This is a genomic window from Buchnera aphidicola (Cinara kochiana kochiana), from assembly GCF_900698905.1.
GTDB lineage: Bacteria > Pseudomonadota > Gammaproteobacteria > Enterobacterales > Enterobacteriaceae > Buchnera_F > Buchnera_F aphidicola_W.
In genome coordinates, this window is record NZ_LR217707.1 from 170,437 (window position 1) to 188,018 (window position 17,582).

The window sequence follows — 17,582 nt, forward strand, 5'->3', positions numbered from 1 at the left end:
TGATAAATCCTTGTATATAGCAGTATTTTGAATGTACCAATAAAATATACAGTAATTGATGTGATTATTATCATACAGTATATATTATATTTTATAAATTTATTAATAATTAATATTAGTGAATAATACCCGCCTTATCAGGCGGATAAAAGTAGTGATAAAAATTATTTTTAATTATATTTAATTAATTGTTATGCCTCGAAGTAAGCTGTTTAATTCAGTTTTTTTTAATGTATTGTTATCAACTTTTTTGACTATTACTGCACAGTATAAGTGTATATTATTATGGTTCTTAGATGGTAATGTTCCTGATACTACAACCGATCCGGAAGGAACTCGTCCATATAATATTTTTCCTGTTTCTCGATCATAAATTTTAGTACTTTGACTAATATATACTCCCATAGAAATTACTGAATTTTTTTCTACAATTACGCCTTCGACTATTTCAGATCTTGCTCCAATAAAACAATTATCTTCTATAATAGTGGGATTATTTTGTAAAGGTTCTAGAACACCCCCTATACCTACACCTCCGGATATGTGTACATTACAACCAATTTGTGCGCACGATCCGATCGTTGCCCAGGCATCTATCATAGTATTTTTTCCTATATAAGCTCCGATATTTACAAAACTAGGCATAAGTACAACATTTTTACCAATAAATGCACCAAATCGAACTATTGAATTAGGAACTGTTCGTACGGAGTCTTCAATAAAATTTGATTCATTATAATTTTTATATTTTAAAGGTATTTTATCATAAAATACATTATTTGATGTTTTTATAATTTTATTACTTTTAGAATATAGGTATAATAATACGCATTTTTTTATCCATTGGTGTGTAATCCAAGTACCATTAATTTTTTCTGCAATTCTAATGGTTCCAGAGTTTAATTTTGAAATTGTTTTATTAATATAAGATTTTTCAATTTTTGTAATCTGATAGTGATGATCTTTAATTTTTTTTTCAAAAATTTTTTCTATATGATCTTGTGTTTTTATCATGTGTATTATTGACCTGTTATGATGATATAATTACTATTATATTTTAATATAGCGTAGCAATAAAATTATTAAATAAACTTTAAAAATTTTATTTTTGAAAAATTTAAAGATTTTATTGTTATTAGGAATAATTTTTTGAATATCTTATATGTATATCTTTTATATATTAATAAAAATTTTTGGAATTTTTTCGTTTTCTTGATGTGTTATTACTTCGCATCCAGTATCGGTAACTAAAATTGTATGTTCGTATTGCGCAGATAAACCGCCGTCTTGTGTTTTTACTGTCCATCCGTCTTTCATACATTGTATATGTGATGATTTTTCATTTACCATAGGTTCTATAGTAAAAACCATGTTTTTTTGCATAATTGTGTGGTCGTTTTTATTATAAAAATGCAAAATATACGGTAATTCATGAAAATTCTTTCCTATTCCATGTCCACAGTATTCTTTAACTATTGAAAATTTATTTTTTTCTACATATTTTTGAATAATATATCCAATTTTATTTATTTTGACGCCGTGTTTAACGCATTTTAATGATAAATAAAGACTATTCTGGGTAATTTTACATAATAATTTGTGTTTGTTTGTTACTAATCCTACCAAAAACATTTTAGATGCATCAGCATAATAGTTATTTTTAATTACTGATACATCTATATTTACAATATCTCCATTTTTTAAAAATAATTTTTTATTTGGAATTCCATGACAAACAACATCATTAACAGAAATACATATAGATTTGGGAAAATTATTATACCCTAAACATGCTGGTATAGATTTTTTAACATGAGTGATATAGTTATGACAAATATCATTTATATCTTTGGTTGATATATCAGGCACTATATATGGTTGGATCATTTTGAGTACATCAGCTGTTATTTTGCCAGATATTCGTATTTGTTGGAGGTCATATTTGCTTTTTAATATATTTTTCATATCGACAGATTAATTTATTTTTATTTTTTGTTTGTACAAAATACTTTATATTGAGAATAACAATCATTTTTACAAATAAACGTAATGTAAAATTTATGGTATGTATTTATTAAAATATAAAAAACGATATCAATAATATTATTATATTATGATATAATATATTTTATATAAAAATACATAGGATAGAATTTTTCTATTTAATAAATTAAATATTTTCATTATTAGTAATGATTAAAAATACTATTTTATTTCTAAACAAATATTAATTAATAAGATTTTATTTTTTATATTAACTTGTATATTATTATATTAACATATTTTTTTTTATTTTAAAAATTATAGGAGAATAGTTATGGATATTCCTTTAATGAAGAATATGATTAAAGCAGGTGTTCATTTTGGGCATCAAACACGATATTGGAATCCAAAAATGAAGCCGTTTATTTTTGGTATTAAAAATAAAGTACATATAATTAATTTAGAAAAAACTTTACCGTTATTTCATTTAGCTATTACAGAACTTAAAAGAATTATTAGTTATAATGGACGAATATTATTTGTAGGAACTAAGCGGTCTGCTAGTACGGGAATAAAATTTATTGCATTATCATGTCATCAGTTTTATGTTAATCATCGTTGGTTAGGTGGTATGTTAACTAATTGGAAAACAGTAAGACAATCTATTAATAAATTGAAAGATTTAGAAAAACAATCTACTGATGGTACATTCGATAAATTAACAAAAAAAGAAGCTTTATTGCGAACACGATCTTTAAATAAACTAGAGAATAGTTTAGGCGGTATTAAAAATATGGGAGGTTTACCTGATGCGATTTTTGTGATTGATACTATGCATGAACATATAGCAATTCAAGAAGCTAATCATTTAGGGATACCTGTATTTGCTATAGTAGATACTAATTCTAGTCCTGAAGGTGTTGATTATATTATTCCAGGTAATGATGATGCAATTAAATCAATTAATTTATATTTAAGTATTTTATCTGATTCTTTATCTAAATGTTATAAAAAAAAACAAGAATCACTCATTTTAAAGAAAAGATTACAAGAATCATAATCTTAATATTTATTAAATAATATAGTAACAGTTTTAAATTTGGATGATTAATAGAATGGAAATTTCAAAAAAATTAATACAAGAATTACGTAGTAAAACAGGATCTGGTTTTATGGATTGTAAGGTTGCTTTGCAAAAATCTAACGGAAATATTAATCATGCTATTGATTATTTAAGAACATTAGGTGTATGTATTGCAACTGGCAAGATATCACGTCAAACAGAATTTGGTCGAATATTTTTATATCATGATAAAAATGTTGGTGTATTATTAGAATTAAACTCGGAAACTGATTTTGTAGCAAATAATGATGAATTTAATAATTTTGGAAAAACTGTTGTTAATTATTCCGGTAAAAAAAAAATTTTTATTTTGAATGATTTGAATAATATTTTTAATTCACAAAGAATTTCTTTAATTTCTAGGATTCGTGAAAATATTATAATTCGTAGAATTAAATATATTACGGGAAATACTATTATTTCATACGTTCATTCAAATAAAATAGGTGTTTTAGTAGAAGGAATAGTCTCTTCTTCCTCTAATAAAGATAATAAAAATAATATAAATCAATGTTTTAAGAATGTTGCTATGCATATTGCAGCTTCTCGGCCATTATTTTTATCAGAAATAGATATTCCTAAAGATATAATTGAACGAGAAATCTCTATTCAAAAAAATATAGCCAATAAAATTGGCAAAAATAATCATGTAATTAAGTCTATTGTACAAGGGCGTATTAATAAATTTATTAATGATATAACTTTAATTCGTCAGAAGTTTATTATGGATCCTAAAATAATAATTAATGATTATTTAAACAGTAATTCGATTACTATACGTTCTTTTATACGCATTCAAGTTGGAGAAAATATATAAAATACATATATATGTGTGTAAATTATAGTTTGATTAGTACTCAGTTAAATGGTATTAGTTGATTTTTATTGGTAATACAAATATAGGTTTGGTGATTGATCATGAAAAATAAAAATAAATATAATCGAATTTTATTAAAAATTAGCGGAGAATTTTTAAAAGATAATTATACAGGAAGTATTAATATTGATTTTATTAAAGATTTAGTAGATCAGATATATTTATTAACACAATTTGGTATTAAAGTTGGTTTAGTTGTAGGAGGAGGGAATTTATTTAGAGGTTCTGATTTAGAAAAATTAGGGATGCGAAGAACTATATCAGATCACGTAGGGATGTTATCGACGGTTATTAATGGATTATTAATCTATGAGTTTATGCAAAAATATAAAATTAAAAGTAGGATTTTTTCATCAACTCGTTTGGATGGAATGTGTGAACGATATAGATTAGATAAAGTAAATGATGCATTAGAGAATGGATATATTGCGATATTTTGTTTTGGTTTAGGGGTACCGTTTTTTACCACAGATTCAGCGGCCTGTATATATGGTATTGAAATAAAAGCTGATATTTTATTAAAAGGAACGAAAGTAGATGGAGTTTATTCATCTGATCCATTAGTTAATTCATCTGCTAAATTATATCATACATTAAAATATAAAGAAGCTTTAAATAAGAAATTAAAATTTATGGATTATACATCATTAATATTAGCTTATGAAAATAAATTACCTATTTTGGTATTTGATATGCATAATCCAAAAGTTTTACATGACATTGTTATTAATGCTAACTCAGTCGGTACTTTGATTTATTAACAAGTTATTAATTTATGAGTTTAGTGGAATGATTTTATTAAGAGAAAAAATATGCTAATTATGTTAAAAGAACAAGTTTATGTGCAGATGAATAAATGTTTTTTATTATTTAATAAAGATTTACATAAAATTCGCACAAATCGTATTTCACCAGATTTATTAAATAATATTCATATTGATTATTATGGTACATTAACTGCATTAAGCCGATTATCTAATATTATTTTAGAAAATAATAGTATATTAAAAATTACTTTATTTGATATATCTATAAAAAATATTGTAGAAAAAGCAATTATTAATGCTAATTTAGGTTTAAATCCTATTTCTAATGATTCATGTATACGTGTTCCTATACCGGCTTTAACAGAATCTAGGAGAAAAGAATTTATTAAAATTATTAAACACGAGGCAGAAAATGCACGTATATCTATACGAAATATTCGGAGAGAGGCGAATGATCGAGTAAAAAATTTATTAAAAAAAAAAGAAATTAATCAAGATGTAGCGCAAGAATGTAAACAAAATATTCAACAAAACACTAATCTATTTATAAAAAAAATAAATGATATTACTATAATTAAAGAAAAAGAATTATTAATAATTTAATTTTTATTTTTTATTTATTATTATTGATTTAAATATATATTTAAACTATTATTTTCAAATTAATAATTTAAAAGATAATTTATCTATTAATTATTTTATTTAATAGAATGACAGTTCTAATAAATTAAAATTATAATAATAGATATTAATATAATCCAATATTATAGATGTTATATAGGAATATTATATAAATATGTTATTAAAAAAAATTTTTTTTATATGTTGTTTGTTTTTTTCTGTATCTGTATCTGCTGTAAATATGAAACATATTAAACGTATTTCTGTATGTGGAGTTAAACATGTATCTCGAGATAATATATTAAAAACTTTACAATTGAATTCCTTTAACGATAATACATGTATTAATGTTTCGAAAATAATTGCGTTGTTATTACGTACTAATTATTTTATGAAAATACATACTTCTAGATTAAACGATACTTTAATACTTTCTGTACAGGAATTTCCTATTATCACTGATATTAGCATATTAGGTGTTAATAATAAAAAATTGAAATATTTTAATAAATTGCTTAATAGATTTAAAGTCAAAAAAAATAAATCTTTTAATATATTTAATTTTAATAATTTTTTTTTATATTTAAAAAAAGCATATCAATTACAAGGATATTTTAGTATTCATTGTGCGTTAAAAATTGTTCGTTATCCCGACAATACTGTTCAATTAAAAATAATATTTAAAGAAGAACCAATATCATTAATATCAAAAATTTTTATTTATGGTAACAAAAATTTTTATAAAAAAAAAGTATTACAAGATTTAAATCAACATGATAATAATTTATTGTGGAATTTTTTTGATTTTAATAGATGTGATTATACTACATTTAAAAAATCATTACGCGCGTTATATAATTTCTATATACGTCACGGATATTTAGATATTAAAATAAATATAGCAAAACAACATTATTCACGAGATGATAAATGTATTGATTTAAAAATAAATATTAATGAAGGATCACGATATTATATTAAAAAAATTTTTATAGATGAACATAAAGGACTGTGTAGCAATAAATTTGTGCATGATATTCAAAAATATGTATTAAATGCTCCTTATTGTGAATCTACTATTAGCCAGTTAAAAAAAGATTTTAAAAATATTTTTTTAAAAATGGGTTTACTAAATACTCGTATCTTATTACATTCAGAATTAAATAAAAAAAATCATACAATATGTTTGTATATTCTATTAGATTTAAAAAAACAATACTTTGTTAATAAAATAAATTTTTCAGGTAATTCTTTTATAGATCAGAAATTTTTAAATATTTTTATATATAATCATAAAAATGATTTATTTAATATAAATTTAATAAAAAAATCCTGTCATGATTTATTTAAAACTAGTTTATTTAATAATATAAAAGTATGTGTAAAAAAACACTTATATAGTAATGATAAAGTTGATATTTATTATTATTTTAAAAAATGTGATAATACTAGAAACGTAAGTGTATCAACTAGTTATGAAAACGGAAGAGGTGTTTTGTTAAAGTTTTTATTACTAGAAAAAAATTTTCTTAATGCTGGAAATGAATTATGTATTACAGTTTTAAAAAATATTTATGATACTAATTTAAAGATTCATTTATTAAAGCCGTTAAGATTATTAAAAAATTTTTTTTTAAAATCTAATGCTTTTGTTAACGTTATGAAAGAACGTTATATTTTTCCAAACACTTCTACTAATAAATTATTTGGTTTTGATACCTCATGTTATACACCTAAAATAAAAAATAAAAAATTTTCTGTGACATGCGGATATGAAAAAACAAAAATCTTACTTACATCTCCTCATATTGTATTGTTAAAATATTTATCATCATTTTCAAAAAAATTTTTTTTAAATTCAAAAATAGATAATCTTATTGTTAATGATTTTTTTGTTAAATATATGTTTGATTTTAACAATATAAAAGAAAAAAATTTTTTTAAAATGGGTACACATATAAAATTTTTGGGTAAATTAACATTACCTTTTTCAGATAATTTTTATCATAAGATTTTTTTTAGTATTAACCAGTATGTTCCTTTAGAAAAGATATATGATATTACTATACATAATTTTTTAGAATTTGGATCAGGATTAACATTAGGTCATCATATTTTTCCTTTTTATGAAAATTATAAGTTTTATCATAAAAATACAAAAAGTGGATTTAAAGATAATTCTGTTGGTCCGATAGCGATTTACTATAAGAATAGTAATGATCATTCAGCTAATTCTAAACAAAATATTGTATCGCACTTTTATCCTTCTACAGATTTTATAGGCGGAAATATGATGGTTCATGCTAATGTAGAGTTATCATCTCCCAAGATAACAATATTGAAAAAAATTTTTCAAATATTTCAGGCGGGTGTATTTCTAGATGCTATTAACATTTGGGATACTAATTGGAAAAATACTATTTCATTATATTCTATTAAAGAATCTTTAACTATTGGTCAACCTAATTATACATATTTATCTGCTGGTACTTTTATACGTTGGTATTCAATATTTGGTCCTATTACTTTTACATTTGCATTTCCACTACATCCACATAATATATCTAATTATTTTTTAAATAGATTTAGTGTGAATTTTTTATAAAATATTTTTAATATTTGTTAAAAATGAATGTAAAAATAATAATAATAAAAAATTATTATTTTTAGATAAGAGATATAACGATGAACGATATACAAGACAGTAAATATACTTGTAGTATAAATGATATTTTACGAATTTTACCACATCGATTTCCATTTTTATTAATTGATAAAATATTAGATTTTAAAAAAAAAATATATATATGTACATTAAAAAACATTACTGTAAATGATTTTTTTTTTTTTTGGTCATTTTCCGAAAAAATTAATTTTTCCAGGTGTGTTAATAGTTGAATCAATTGCCCAATCAAGTGGTTTATTACTCTTTTATCACAAAACAAATAACTATGTTAAGAAAAAAATTTGTTATTTAACTGGAATATATAATACACGATTTATTCGTCCAGTATATCCTGGCGATCAAATGATTATAAAGATATTTTTTAAAAAACAGTTATGTAGTATTTATTTATTCAAAGGTATAGTAATGGTTAAAAAAAATATTGTATGTCAATCGACTATATCTTTAGCGGTTTGTGATAAATAGTTTTATATATAAAAATTGGTTTTTATATTAAAATTAATAAATTTATATAAAATTAATATTTTTTATAAACAAATTTAATAAACTTTATTCGTTTTAATATAAATATTTATTTATGTTAAATTTTTAGTAGAAGTTTATATTTCTAATAAATTTATGTAATGAATTTGGATTAAGTATGTATGTAAATAATTTTGTACATTTGCGGATACATAGTGATTATTCTATGATTGATGGCATGGTAAAATTAGATAAATTAATTAAATATGCAAAAAAAATGGATATGATTTCATTAGGTATCACTGACGTGAATAATTTACATGGTGTTATTAAATTTTATTCATTAGCCTGCAAAGTAGGCATTAAACCGATCATTGGTGTTGATGTTACTGTACAATCAAATATTATTGATGACATGAAACACAAGTTAACCTTGTTAGCTGCTAATAATTATGGTTATAAGAATATAATTGAATTATTATCTGAATCCTATAAATTAGGATATGATGATAATTTTGGTTTAATAATAGATATGAACCATTTATTACGATTTAAACGCGGTTTATTAGTTTTATCGGGAGGCATAAAAGGTGATATCGGTTTATGTATATTTAGAAATGATGTAAATTTATTAAATCGTTGTATTTTTTTTTACAAAAAACATTTTCCGAATAAATATTATCTAGAAATTTCTCGTGTAGGAGTTTCACGGGAAGAAGAATATATTAAATACATTAAATATCTTTCTTATACACATTCCTTACCAATAGTTGCTACTAATGAAGTATTATTTTTAAAAAAAAATGATTCATATATTCATAAAATTAAAGTTGCTATTCATAAAAAAAAAACTATTACTGATCCAAAGTTTATTTATGAACATACCAGACATCAGTATTTAAAACATCCAGATAAAATGATTCATATTTTTCATGATTGTCCTGAATCAATAATTAACAGTACAGAGATTGTAAAGCGTTGTAATGTTATTATTCCTTCTGGTTCTTATTTTTTACCAATATTCCCTACCGGTTCCGTGAATTCTTATCATTTTTTTGTAGAAAAAGCAATTAAGGGTTTAGAATTACGTTTAACTAATATTTTTTCCAATAAAATAGAAAAAAACATAAAAAAAGAAATATATTTTGCTAGATTGCATCATGAGTTATTAATTATAAAAAAAATGGGATTTGTTAGTTATTTTCTTATTGTAATGGAATTTATTAAATGGGCTAAGCATACTGGTATACCAGTAGGTCCGGGTAGAGGTTCTGGTGCCGGATCTTTAGTATCATTTGCTTTAAATATAACGGAAATAGATCCTTTACAGTTTGATTTATTATTTGAGCGATTTTTAAATCCTAATCGTGTTTCATTACCTGATTTTGATATTGATTTTTGTATGAATAAAAGAGATTTAGTGATTGATCATGTAATGAAAACATATGGTCGTGATTCAGTTTCACAAATTATTACTTTTGGTACAATGGCTGCTAAAGCAGTTATTAGAGACGTTGGTAGAGTATTGGGTTATCCGTATGGTTTGATGAACAAAATTTCTAAATTAATACCATTAGATCCAAAAATGACTTTAAAAAAAGCATTTTCTATGAATAATGAATTAGTAAATTTATACCATAATAATTATGATATTAAAATATTAATTAATATAGCTAAAAAACTAGAAGGAGTAATTCGGAATATAGGCAAACATGCTGGAGGAGTAGTTATTTCTCCTACTAAAATTTCTGATTTTGTACCTATATTATGTGATTCACAAGGTAAAAATCAGATTACGCAATTTGATAAAGATGACATTGAGTTTGTAGGTTTAGTTAAATTTGATTTTTTAGGATTAAAAACTTTAACTATGATTGACATGATTATTAATATGATTAATATAAAAAATGTACGTAATGGAAAAAAAAATTTTTTTATTTATCAAATTGATTTAAAAGATAAAAAAAGTTTTGTTCTGTTAAATAAATCTGAAACAACTTCTATTTTTCAATTAGAATCATTAGGAATGAAAAATTTGATCAAGCGTTTAAAACCTGATTCTTTTGAAGATATTATTGCGTTAGTGGCCCTTTATCGACCCGGACCATTACAATCGGGTATGGTAGATAATTTTATAAATCGTAAGCATGGTAAAGAAATTATTTCGTATCCTGATCGTAGATGGCAGCACGAATGGTTAAAACCTATCTTACAGTCAACATATGGAATTATTTTATATCAAGAACAGGTTATGCAAATTGCTCAAGTTTTATCAAACTTTACTCCTAGTGAAGCTGATATCTTAAGAAGAGCGATGGCAAAAAAAAATCCCAAGGAAATGTTACAACAAAGAAAATTATTTCAATTAGGTGCTGCAAAAAATTCTATTTGTTTACAGCTATCAAGTAAAATTTTTGATTTGTTGGAAAAATTTTCTGCATATGGATTTAATAAATCACATTCAGTAACATATGCTTTATTAGCATTTCAAACTTTATGGTTAAAAACAAATTATTCTGCTGAATTTATGGCATCTGCTATGACGCTAGATATGATGCGTACTAATAAGGTAGTGAATTTAATACATGATGCACGTCGTATGTGTTTAATAGTTAAACCGCCTAATATAAATTTTAGTGATTATGCTTTTTCTGTAAATAAAAATGGAGAAATACTTTATGGTTTAGGCGCTATAAAAGGATTAGGTAAATCTTCTATCGACATTATATTAGCAGAAAGAAATCAACAAGGTAATTTATTTATCAACTTTATAGATTTGTGTATTCGTTTAATTTTAAAAAAAATAACGCGTCATATTTTTGAAATATTGGTAATGTCAGGTGCATGTGATTGTTTTAACATATGTCGAGTTCAATTGTTTAATAGTATAGATAATACAATAAAGATTGCTAAACAAAAAATTTTATCTATACAAACACAACAGCATGACTTGTTTCATTTTAACGATTGTAGTATACAAAAACTTTTGATAAAAAATAATAAAAATAATTTTAATACATTCGATAAAAAATTTTATAGCACTATGCTAAAAATTTTGAAATGGGAGCGAGAAATATTAGGACTGTACATTACTGACCACCCTATTAAAAATTTTTTAAAAGAAATACACTATTATACTAATGGAGTTACTTTATATGATTGTTTGTTAAAAAATACGACTAACAGCATTATAATTTCAGGCGTTATTCTTTCTATTAAATCGTCATTTACCAAAAATAAAAGTAAATTTTATATTATTACTTTAGATGATTCATATAGCCGTTTAGATATTATTGTTTTTGATGATTTTAGTTATTTAATAGATCAATTATCTTGTAAGGAAAATTTTATTGTAATAGTTTTAGGAAAATTATCACATGACTCTTTTGTTAATCGATCACGTATCGTAGTACGTAAAATTTATAATATTGAAGAATATCGAGCAAACAGAATACGTAGTATAAAAATATATATTAAACATAATAATAAAATAATTAAATATATGTTTGATAAATTGCATGATTATTTATTACATAACGTACGTCCCGGAAATGTGTTAATAAACTTTATTTTCAAGAAAAAATATTACATACAACATCAATTACTTGATAAAATTTATAAAGTATATCCTGATAATAATTTTTTAAATTATTTAAAAACATTTGAAAATAATATAATTATTAAATTAAATTTTTATAAATAATTAATTATTATTGATATTTTATACATAAAATATTTATAGTGAATTTTATTTAAAATATTTGTATATTTGAAGCTGTTAACGATTATATAATTTTTTTATAAACGGAGTTATTTGAGAAATAAGAATTCTTATTTTTGAATTTTTTTTTCTTGAATAAAATTCAATTTCTTTATATTTAATAGTATTATCACTGATAATGATTCCGTACGGAATTCCAATTAAATTCATATCAGCAAACATTTTACCTAAATTTTCTTTTCTATTATCAAATAAAACATCAATTTTATTGTGTATTAATTGCGTATAAATTGATTTTGCTATATTTTTTATATTTTTATTTTTATGCATATTTATGGGAATAATAAATACTTGAAAAGGAGCAATACAATTAGGCCATATAATTCCATTATTGTCATGATTTTGTTCTATAATAGACGATATAATTCTATTAATTCCAACGCCATAACATCCCATATGTAATGTTTTTTTATTATGATTTTTGTCATGTAATGAAAAATTTATGTTTTTAGAATATTTTTTTCCAATTTGAAAGATGTGCCCTATTTCAATACTATTTTTTGTTTTTAATTTTTCTTGATTTGTATCGTAATAAAATATATGATCATAGTTTTTAACATTAATTATTTTATTAAATATTATCCTTTTATTCCATAAAATTGGAGTGAATTTTTTATTAAACCAGTTATTTGTAATAATTAAATACGGTATATTGATTATTTTAGAATCTGCTAACATAAATATATTTTCATTATTATAATATTTTTTATTAACAGTTAATTGATATGATAAAATCATTTTATTATATTTAATGAATTTTATAGGATATTCAAGAATATTAATATTTTGTAAATCTTTTACATTTAAAGGGTCATATTTGCGCATTAGTAAAGCAGCCATAGAATATTGAGACTGATTTGATTTAGTTTTTATTAAATAAATTTTAATTTTATTTTTTTTTTTGTTAAATTTACTAATATGTACGGCATGATTAGAATGTTTGGAAAAAATAATTTTATCTTCTCCAATATTAGATATAGCATGAAATTCATGAGATATCGATCCTCCCATGATTTTTGAATCTGCTTTAATAATTTTAAAATCAAGTTTTAGTTGTGTAAATATGTGTATATAAATTTCTTTTATTAGCTCATATGTTTTCTGTAAAGAAATTTTGTTTATATGAAAAGAATATGCGTCTTTCATTAGGAATTCTATAGATCGAATAACTCCAAATCTTGGTCTTATTTCGTCTCTAAATTTTTTCTGTATTTGGTAAAAAACTATGGGTAGTTGTTTATATGAGTGAATTTCTTGATTAAATATATAACTAATAGCTTCTTCGTGTGTAGGACTTAATATATATTTTTTTTTTCTACGATCTATAAGATTAATTAATTCTTTTCCGTATAATTTCGTTCTTCCGCTTTGATCCCATAATTTTCTAGGTTGTATGATAGGAGCACAAATTTCTAGGCATCCATGTTGATTCATGGTATTAGAAATAATTTTTATAACTTTTTTTAACACTCTATACCCTGTAGGTAACCATGTATATATTCCTGCAGATAACATTCGTATCATACCAGCACGTAACATTAATTGATGACTAATTGATTCTGTATTGGCAGGTATTTCTTTTATAGTAGAAAGTAAATATTTAGTAGTATGCATAGTAAGTATCCTGAATACAAATAGATTGATATATAATAAATAGATTAATACAATTAATTTTTACAATGAATAAATCTTTTAAAAAATATTTTTAATAAATTATTCTTATATGTTGTTTATATATGGATATAAATAATTAATTTTTATTTTTTATGTAATATAAAATAATAAATACAATTTTATTGTTAATAAAAAATAGTTTATTTTATAATTATAAATTATATTTTATTTATAATAATAAATGTTTAAAATTTGTGTATAAGTATATATTTTTATATACATAATTATGTTTAATACAAATAATTATTTTAACGAAGTAAGAGAAAATTTCTAGTAAATGAAATTTTAATATAGTTAAAACAATCAGAATTTATATAATAGTAAATTACTGTTATTATGGATAATATTAAAGTTTTATATATAAAGGTATAAATATATGAATTATAGCTTAAATGAAGATAAAACTGAAGCTGCAACTCCTCATAAAATTAAAAAATTTAAAAAAAACGGATATATACAATATTTATATGATTTAAATTCTTTTCTGATATTATCATTTTTTTTTTGTTTATTTTATTTAAATAAAAAATTTATTTTTTTACGTTTACTAAAATTATTTGTATTGAATTTAACATTTGATATAAAGTTTATTAATTATCCTCAATTATTTTTTGTATCTACATTACAACATACAAAAATTTTTATTTTATATTTTTTAATATTATTTTTAGGAATAGCATGTATATTAGTATTTTCACCTATTTTTTTTTATGGAGAAATAGTTAGAATAAGATTTTTAAAAATTAGCTTAAATTCTTTCAATATTATCAATAATTTTAAAAAAAAAAGTTTTTTTGATATAATAATTGATTTTTTATCTATTTCATCGAAAATAATAATAATTATTGCCGTTTCTTTTTTATTTATTCGGAATAATTATTTTAATATCAATAATTTTTATTTTAATTCATTATTAAATAATTTATTTTTTGGATTTTATTGGATGTATAGATATATATTATTAATGATGACAATTATAGGTATAATAGCTATTATTGATACTATTATAAAGTATTTAGAATATTTTAATAAACTTAAAATGACTGTTCAAGAAGTAAAAGATGAACAAAGAGAATTAGAGGGCAATCCATTAATAAAACAAAGAATTCAAATTTTAATACGAAACTCACTGCATAGATATCCTATATCTGAATTAATTAAATCCGATGTAATTATTTTTAATTCTATAAATTGCGCTGTAGCTATACATTATAATTCAATTACGATGTCTGCTCCTAAAGTACTCTTTAAAGGATTAGAAAAGTTATCCATTCATATCGTAAAATTTGCACAAAAAAATAATATTCCAATATTTATTTCTGATTCTATAGCAATTTATTTGTATAAAAATTCTTTTATTGGTAATCAGATTCCGATTAATTTACATTCATCAATTGCTAAAATTTTAGCGTGGGCTTGGAAAGTTAAACGTTGGAAAAAATATGGCGGTATATACCCAACGATGCCAATGATATTTTTTAATAAGTAATAAATTACTTTTAGGAGATCTATAATTGATGCAAAAATTATCTATTTTATTGAATTTTATTAATAAAATTAATAATATGAGTTTATATTCTTTATTCACTCCATCATTAATTTTAATGATTTTATGTATGCTTATTTTGCCTTTACCAACTTTTTTTTTAGATTTATTTTTTACGTTTAATATTGTTATTTCGATAATTATTTTGATTGTTTCTATGGTCGTTACTGACGTACTAAATTTTTCTTCTTTTCCAATAGTATCGTTGTTGTCAACATTATTGCGGTTATCTTTAAATGTTGCTTCTACACGTGTGATTTTGTTAAATGGACATACAGGATCATATTCTGCAGGACGTATTATTGAATCATTTGGTGTTTTTTTAATTGGTAAAAATTTTTTTATCGGAATTATTGTTTTCATTATTTTAGTAATTATAAATTTTATTGTTGTTACGAAAGGTTCTGGAAGAATTGCAGAAGTAGGAGCTAGATTTATTTTAGACGCTATGCCCGGAAAGCAGATGGCCATAGATGCTGATTTAAACGCTGGTATTATTTCTGAGCGAGAGGCAAAAGAAAGACGTATTAATGTGTATAAAGAAGCCGATTTTTATGGATCGATGGATGGAGCTAGCAAATTTATTCGCGGTGATGCCGTTGCCGGTATATTAATTATAATAGTAAATATTGTAGGTGGATTAGTTATAGGAATTACCCAGCATAATATGTCATTTTTGCAAGCAGCTAAAACATATAGTATCTTAACAATTGGAGATGGTTTAGCGGCTCAAATTCCTTCTTTAATTATATCAATAGCTTCTGGTATTATTTTAACGCGTGTTGGATCTGACAAAATTAATGTTAGTAAACAGATAATTAATCAAATTTTTGATAATTCTCAAGTTATATTTTTAAGTAGTGTTATATTTGGTATATTTAGTTTAATACCAGGAATGCCAAATTTTATTTTTTTATCTTTTACTATTAGTTTATTAATATTATCGTGGTATTTATATAATAAAAATTACATAAGTAAAAATTTTTCTAAAGTATCAAATGTAAAAAAAAATAAGTTATTAGGTTTTTCGTGGAATGATATTCAATTTGAACATTTGATTGCTTTAGAATTAAGCTCTATTTTTTTTCAATCTATTTATAAAGATAAATATAATTATTTGTTAAAAAAAATATATTTTTTAAGAAAAAATATTGCTAAAGATTTTGGTTTTCTAATTTCCGATATTTATTTAATTAATAATCGAAAATTAGAAGATGGACAGTATAAAATTTTAATTAAAGGGGCAGAAATTGGATGTGGATATGTTTTTTTAGATAAATTATTAGCTATAAATAATAGTAATAGTATAATTACTGTGCCAGGAATAAAAGTAAAAGAACCGGTATTTGATCTACCTGCTTTTTGGATTCATCCTGATAATAAAGAAAAAATTATTAAAAAAAAATTATTAATTGTAGAGCCTAATTCAGTAATTATTACGCATATTAATAATATTATTAGAAAAAATTTATATGAATTATTTGGTTTACAAGAAACTCAGCAGTTATTAGATCGTATTTCACAAACTTATCCGCGCCTAGTAGAGTATTTAATACCTAATATAATTTCAATAACTATGTTACATAGTATTTTACAAAATTTATTACGTGAAAATATTCCTATTAAAGATATTAGAACAATTTTGGAAACATTAATAAAACATGGTAGTGGCATAAAAAATAATGTTGAAAAACTTACAGATGTTACTCGAATTGCATTACGTAATTTTATTACACAAAAATTTTTTTTGAACGTTTATGAAATTTGTGTACTTGGATTAAGTGCAGATATAGAATGTATTTTATTAAAAATAATCAATAATAAGGATGGTCAATTAGAACCTGTATTTTCAGAAAATTTAATTAATAAAACTAAATTATTAGTTATTATGCAAAAAAAAAATAAATTTCCATTAGTATTAGTAGTTCATCCGCAATTACGTAGTTTATTAGCAAGATTATTCATGATAAGTATTCCAGAATTAATTGTTTTATCTTTTTCTGAAATTTCCGAAGACCGTACGATAAAAATTGTACATACTATCGGTAAATATAAAGATTAG

General features: G+C 22.5%; 12 protein-coding genes. 9 read left to right on the plus strand and 3 right to left on the minus strand.

Annotated elements, in window-relative coordinates; genetic code table 11:
• Positions 1-180: 180 nt before the first annotated feature.
• Together dapD and map are read right to left on the minus strand one after the other, a co-directional pair.
• Positions 181-1,014, minus strand: a complete 834-nt coding sequence (dapD, locus tag BUCIKOCA2762_RS00735) for a 2,3,4,5-tetrahydropyridine-2,6-dicarboxylate N-succinyltransferase (RefSeq protein ID WP_154028467.1) — start codon at positions 1,012-1,014, stop codon at positions 181-183.
• 159 nt (positions 1,015-1,173) lie between these two features.
• The gene (map, locus tag BUCIKOCA2762_RS00740; RefSeq protein WP_154028469.1) at positions 1,174-1,965 is read right to left on the minus strand and encodes a type I methionyl aminopeptidase; all 792 of its coding nucleotides are present in this window, start codon (positions 1,963-1,965) and stop codon (positions 1,174-1,176) included.
• A gap of 352 nt (positions 1,966-2,317) precedes the next feature.
• Between map and rpsB the strand changes: the two genes are divergently transcribed.
• The 7 genes from rpsB (at position 2,318) to dnaE (ending at position 12,222) form a co-directional block, all read left to right on the plus strand.
• On the plus strand, positions 2,318-3,043 hold the full coding sequence (rpsB, locus tag BUCIKOCA2762_RS00745; RefSeq protein ID WP_154028471.1) for a 30S ribosomal protein S2: 726 nt from the start codon (positions 2,318-2,320) through the stop codon (positions 3,041-3,043).
• Between the two features lie 43 nt (positions 3,044-3,086).
• Positions 3,087-3,923, plus strand: a complete 837-nt coding sequence (gene tsf, locus BUCIKOCA2762_RS00750) for a translation elongation factor Ts (protein ID WP_154028473.1) — start codon at positions 3,087-3,089, stop codon at positions 3,921-3,923.
• Positions 3,924-4,024: 101 nt separating this feature from the next.
• Entirely contained in the window at positions 4,025-4,744 is a 720-nt protein-coding gene (pyrH, locus tag BUCIKOCA2762_RS00755; RefSeq protein WP_154028475.1) for a UMP kinase, read from the plus strand.
• Between the two features lie 51 nt (positions 4,745-4,795).
• On the plus strand, positions 4,796-5,353 hold the full coding sequence (frr, locus tag BUCIKOCA2762_RS00760; protein ID WP_154028477.1) for a ribosome recycling factor: 558 nt from the start codon (positions 4,796-4,798) through the stop codon (positions 5,351-5,353).
• Between the two features lie 193 nt (positions 5,354-5,546).
• A complete protein-coding gene (bamA, locus tag BUCIKOCA2762_RS00765; RefSeq protein ID WP_154028479.1) occupies positions 5,547-7,976 on the plus strand; it encodes an outer membrane protein assembly factor BamA in 2,430 nt (809 codons plus the stop codon).
• 228 nt (positions 7,977-8,204) lie between these two features.
• Entirely contained in the window at positions 8,205-8,522 is a 318-nt protein-coding gene (locus tag BUCIKOCA2762_RS00770) for a hypothetical protein (RefSeq protein WP_154028481.1), read from the plus strand.
• A 175-nt stretch (positions 8,523-8,697) separates the two neighbouring features.
• Complete coding sequence (gene dnaE, locus BUCIKOCA2762_RS00775; RefSeq protein WP_154028483.1) at positions 8,698-12,222, plus strand: DNA polymerase III subunit alpha; 3,525 nt, start codon at positions 8,698-8,700, stop codon at positions 12,220-12,222.
• A 75-nt stretch (positions 12,223-12,297) separates the two neighbouring features.
• Here the strand turns inward: dnaE and proS are convergent, their stop codons facing one another.
• A complete protein-coding gene (gene proS, locus BUCIKOCA2762_RS00780; RefSeq protein WP_154028485.1) occupies positions 12,298-13,914 on the minus strand; it encodes a proline--tRNA ligase in 1,617 nt (538 codons plus the stop codon).
• Positions 13,915-14,350: 436 nt separating this feature from the next.
• On the opposite strand from proS, the gene BUCIKOCA2762_RS00785 reads away from it, so the two are divergent.
• Positions 14,351-15,463, plus strand: coding sequence for an EscU/YscU/HrcU family type III secretion system export apparatus switch protein (locus tag BUCIKOCA2762_RS00785; RefSeq protein ID WP_154028497.1), 1,113 nt, complete (start codon positions 14,351-14,353; stop codon positions 15,461-15,463).
• Positions 15,464-15,491: 28 nt separating this feature from the next.
• On the plus strand, positions 15,492-17,582 hold the full coding sequence (locus tag BUCIKOCA2762_RS00790) for a flagellar biosynthesis protein FlhA (RefSeq protein ID WP_154028499.1): 2,091 nt from the start codon (positions 15,492-15,494) through the stop codon (positions 17,580-17,582).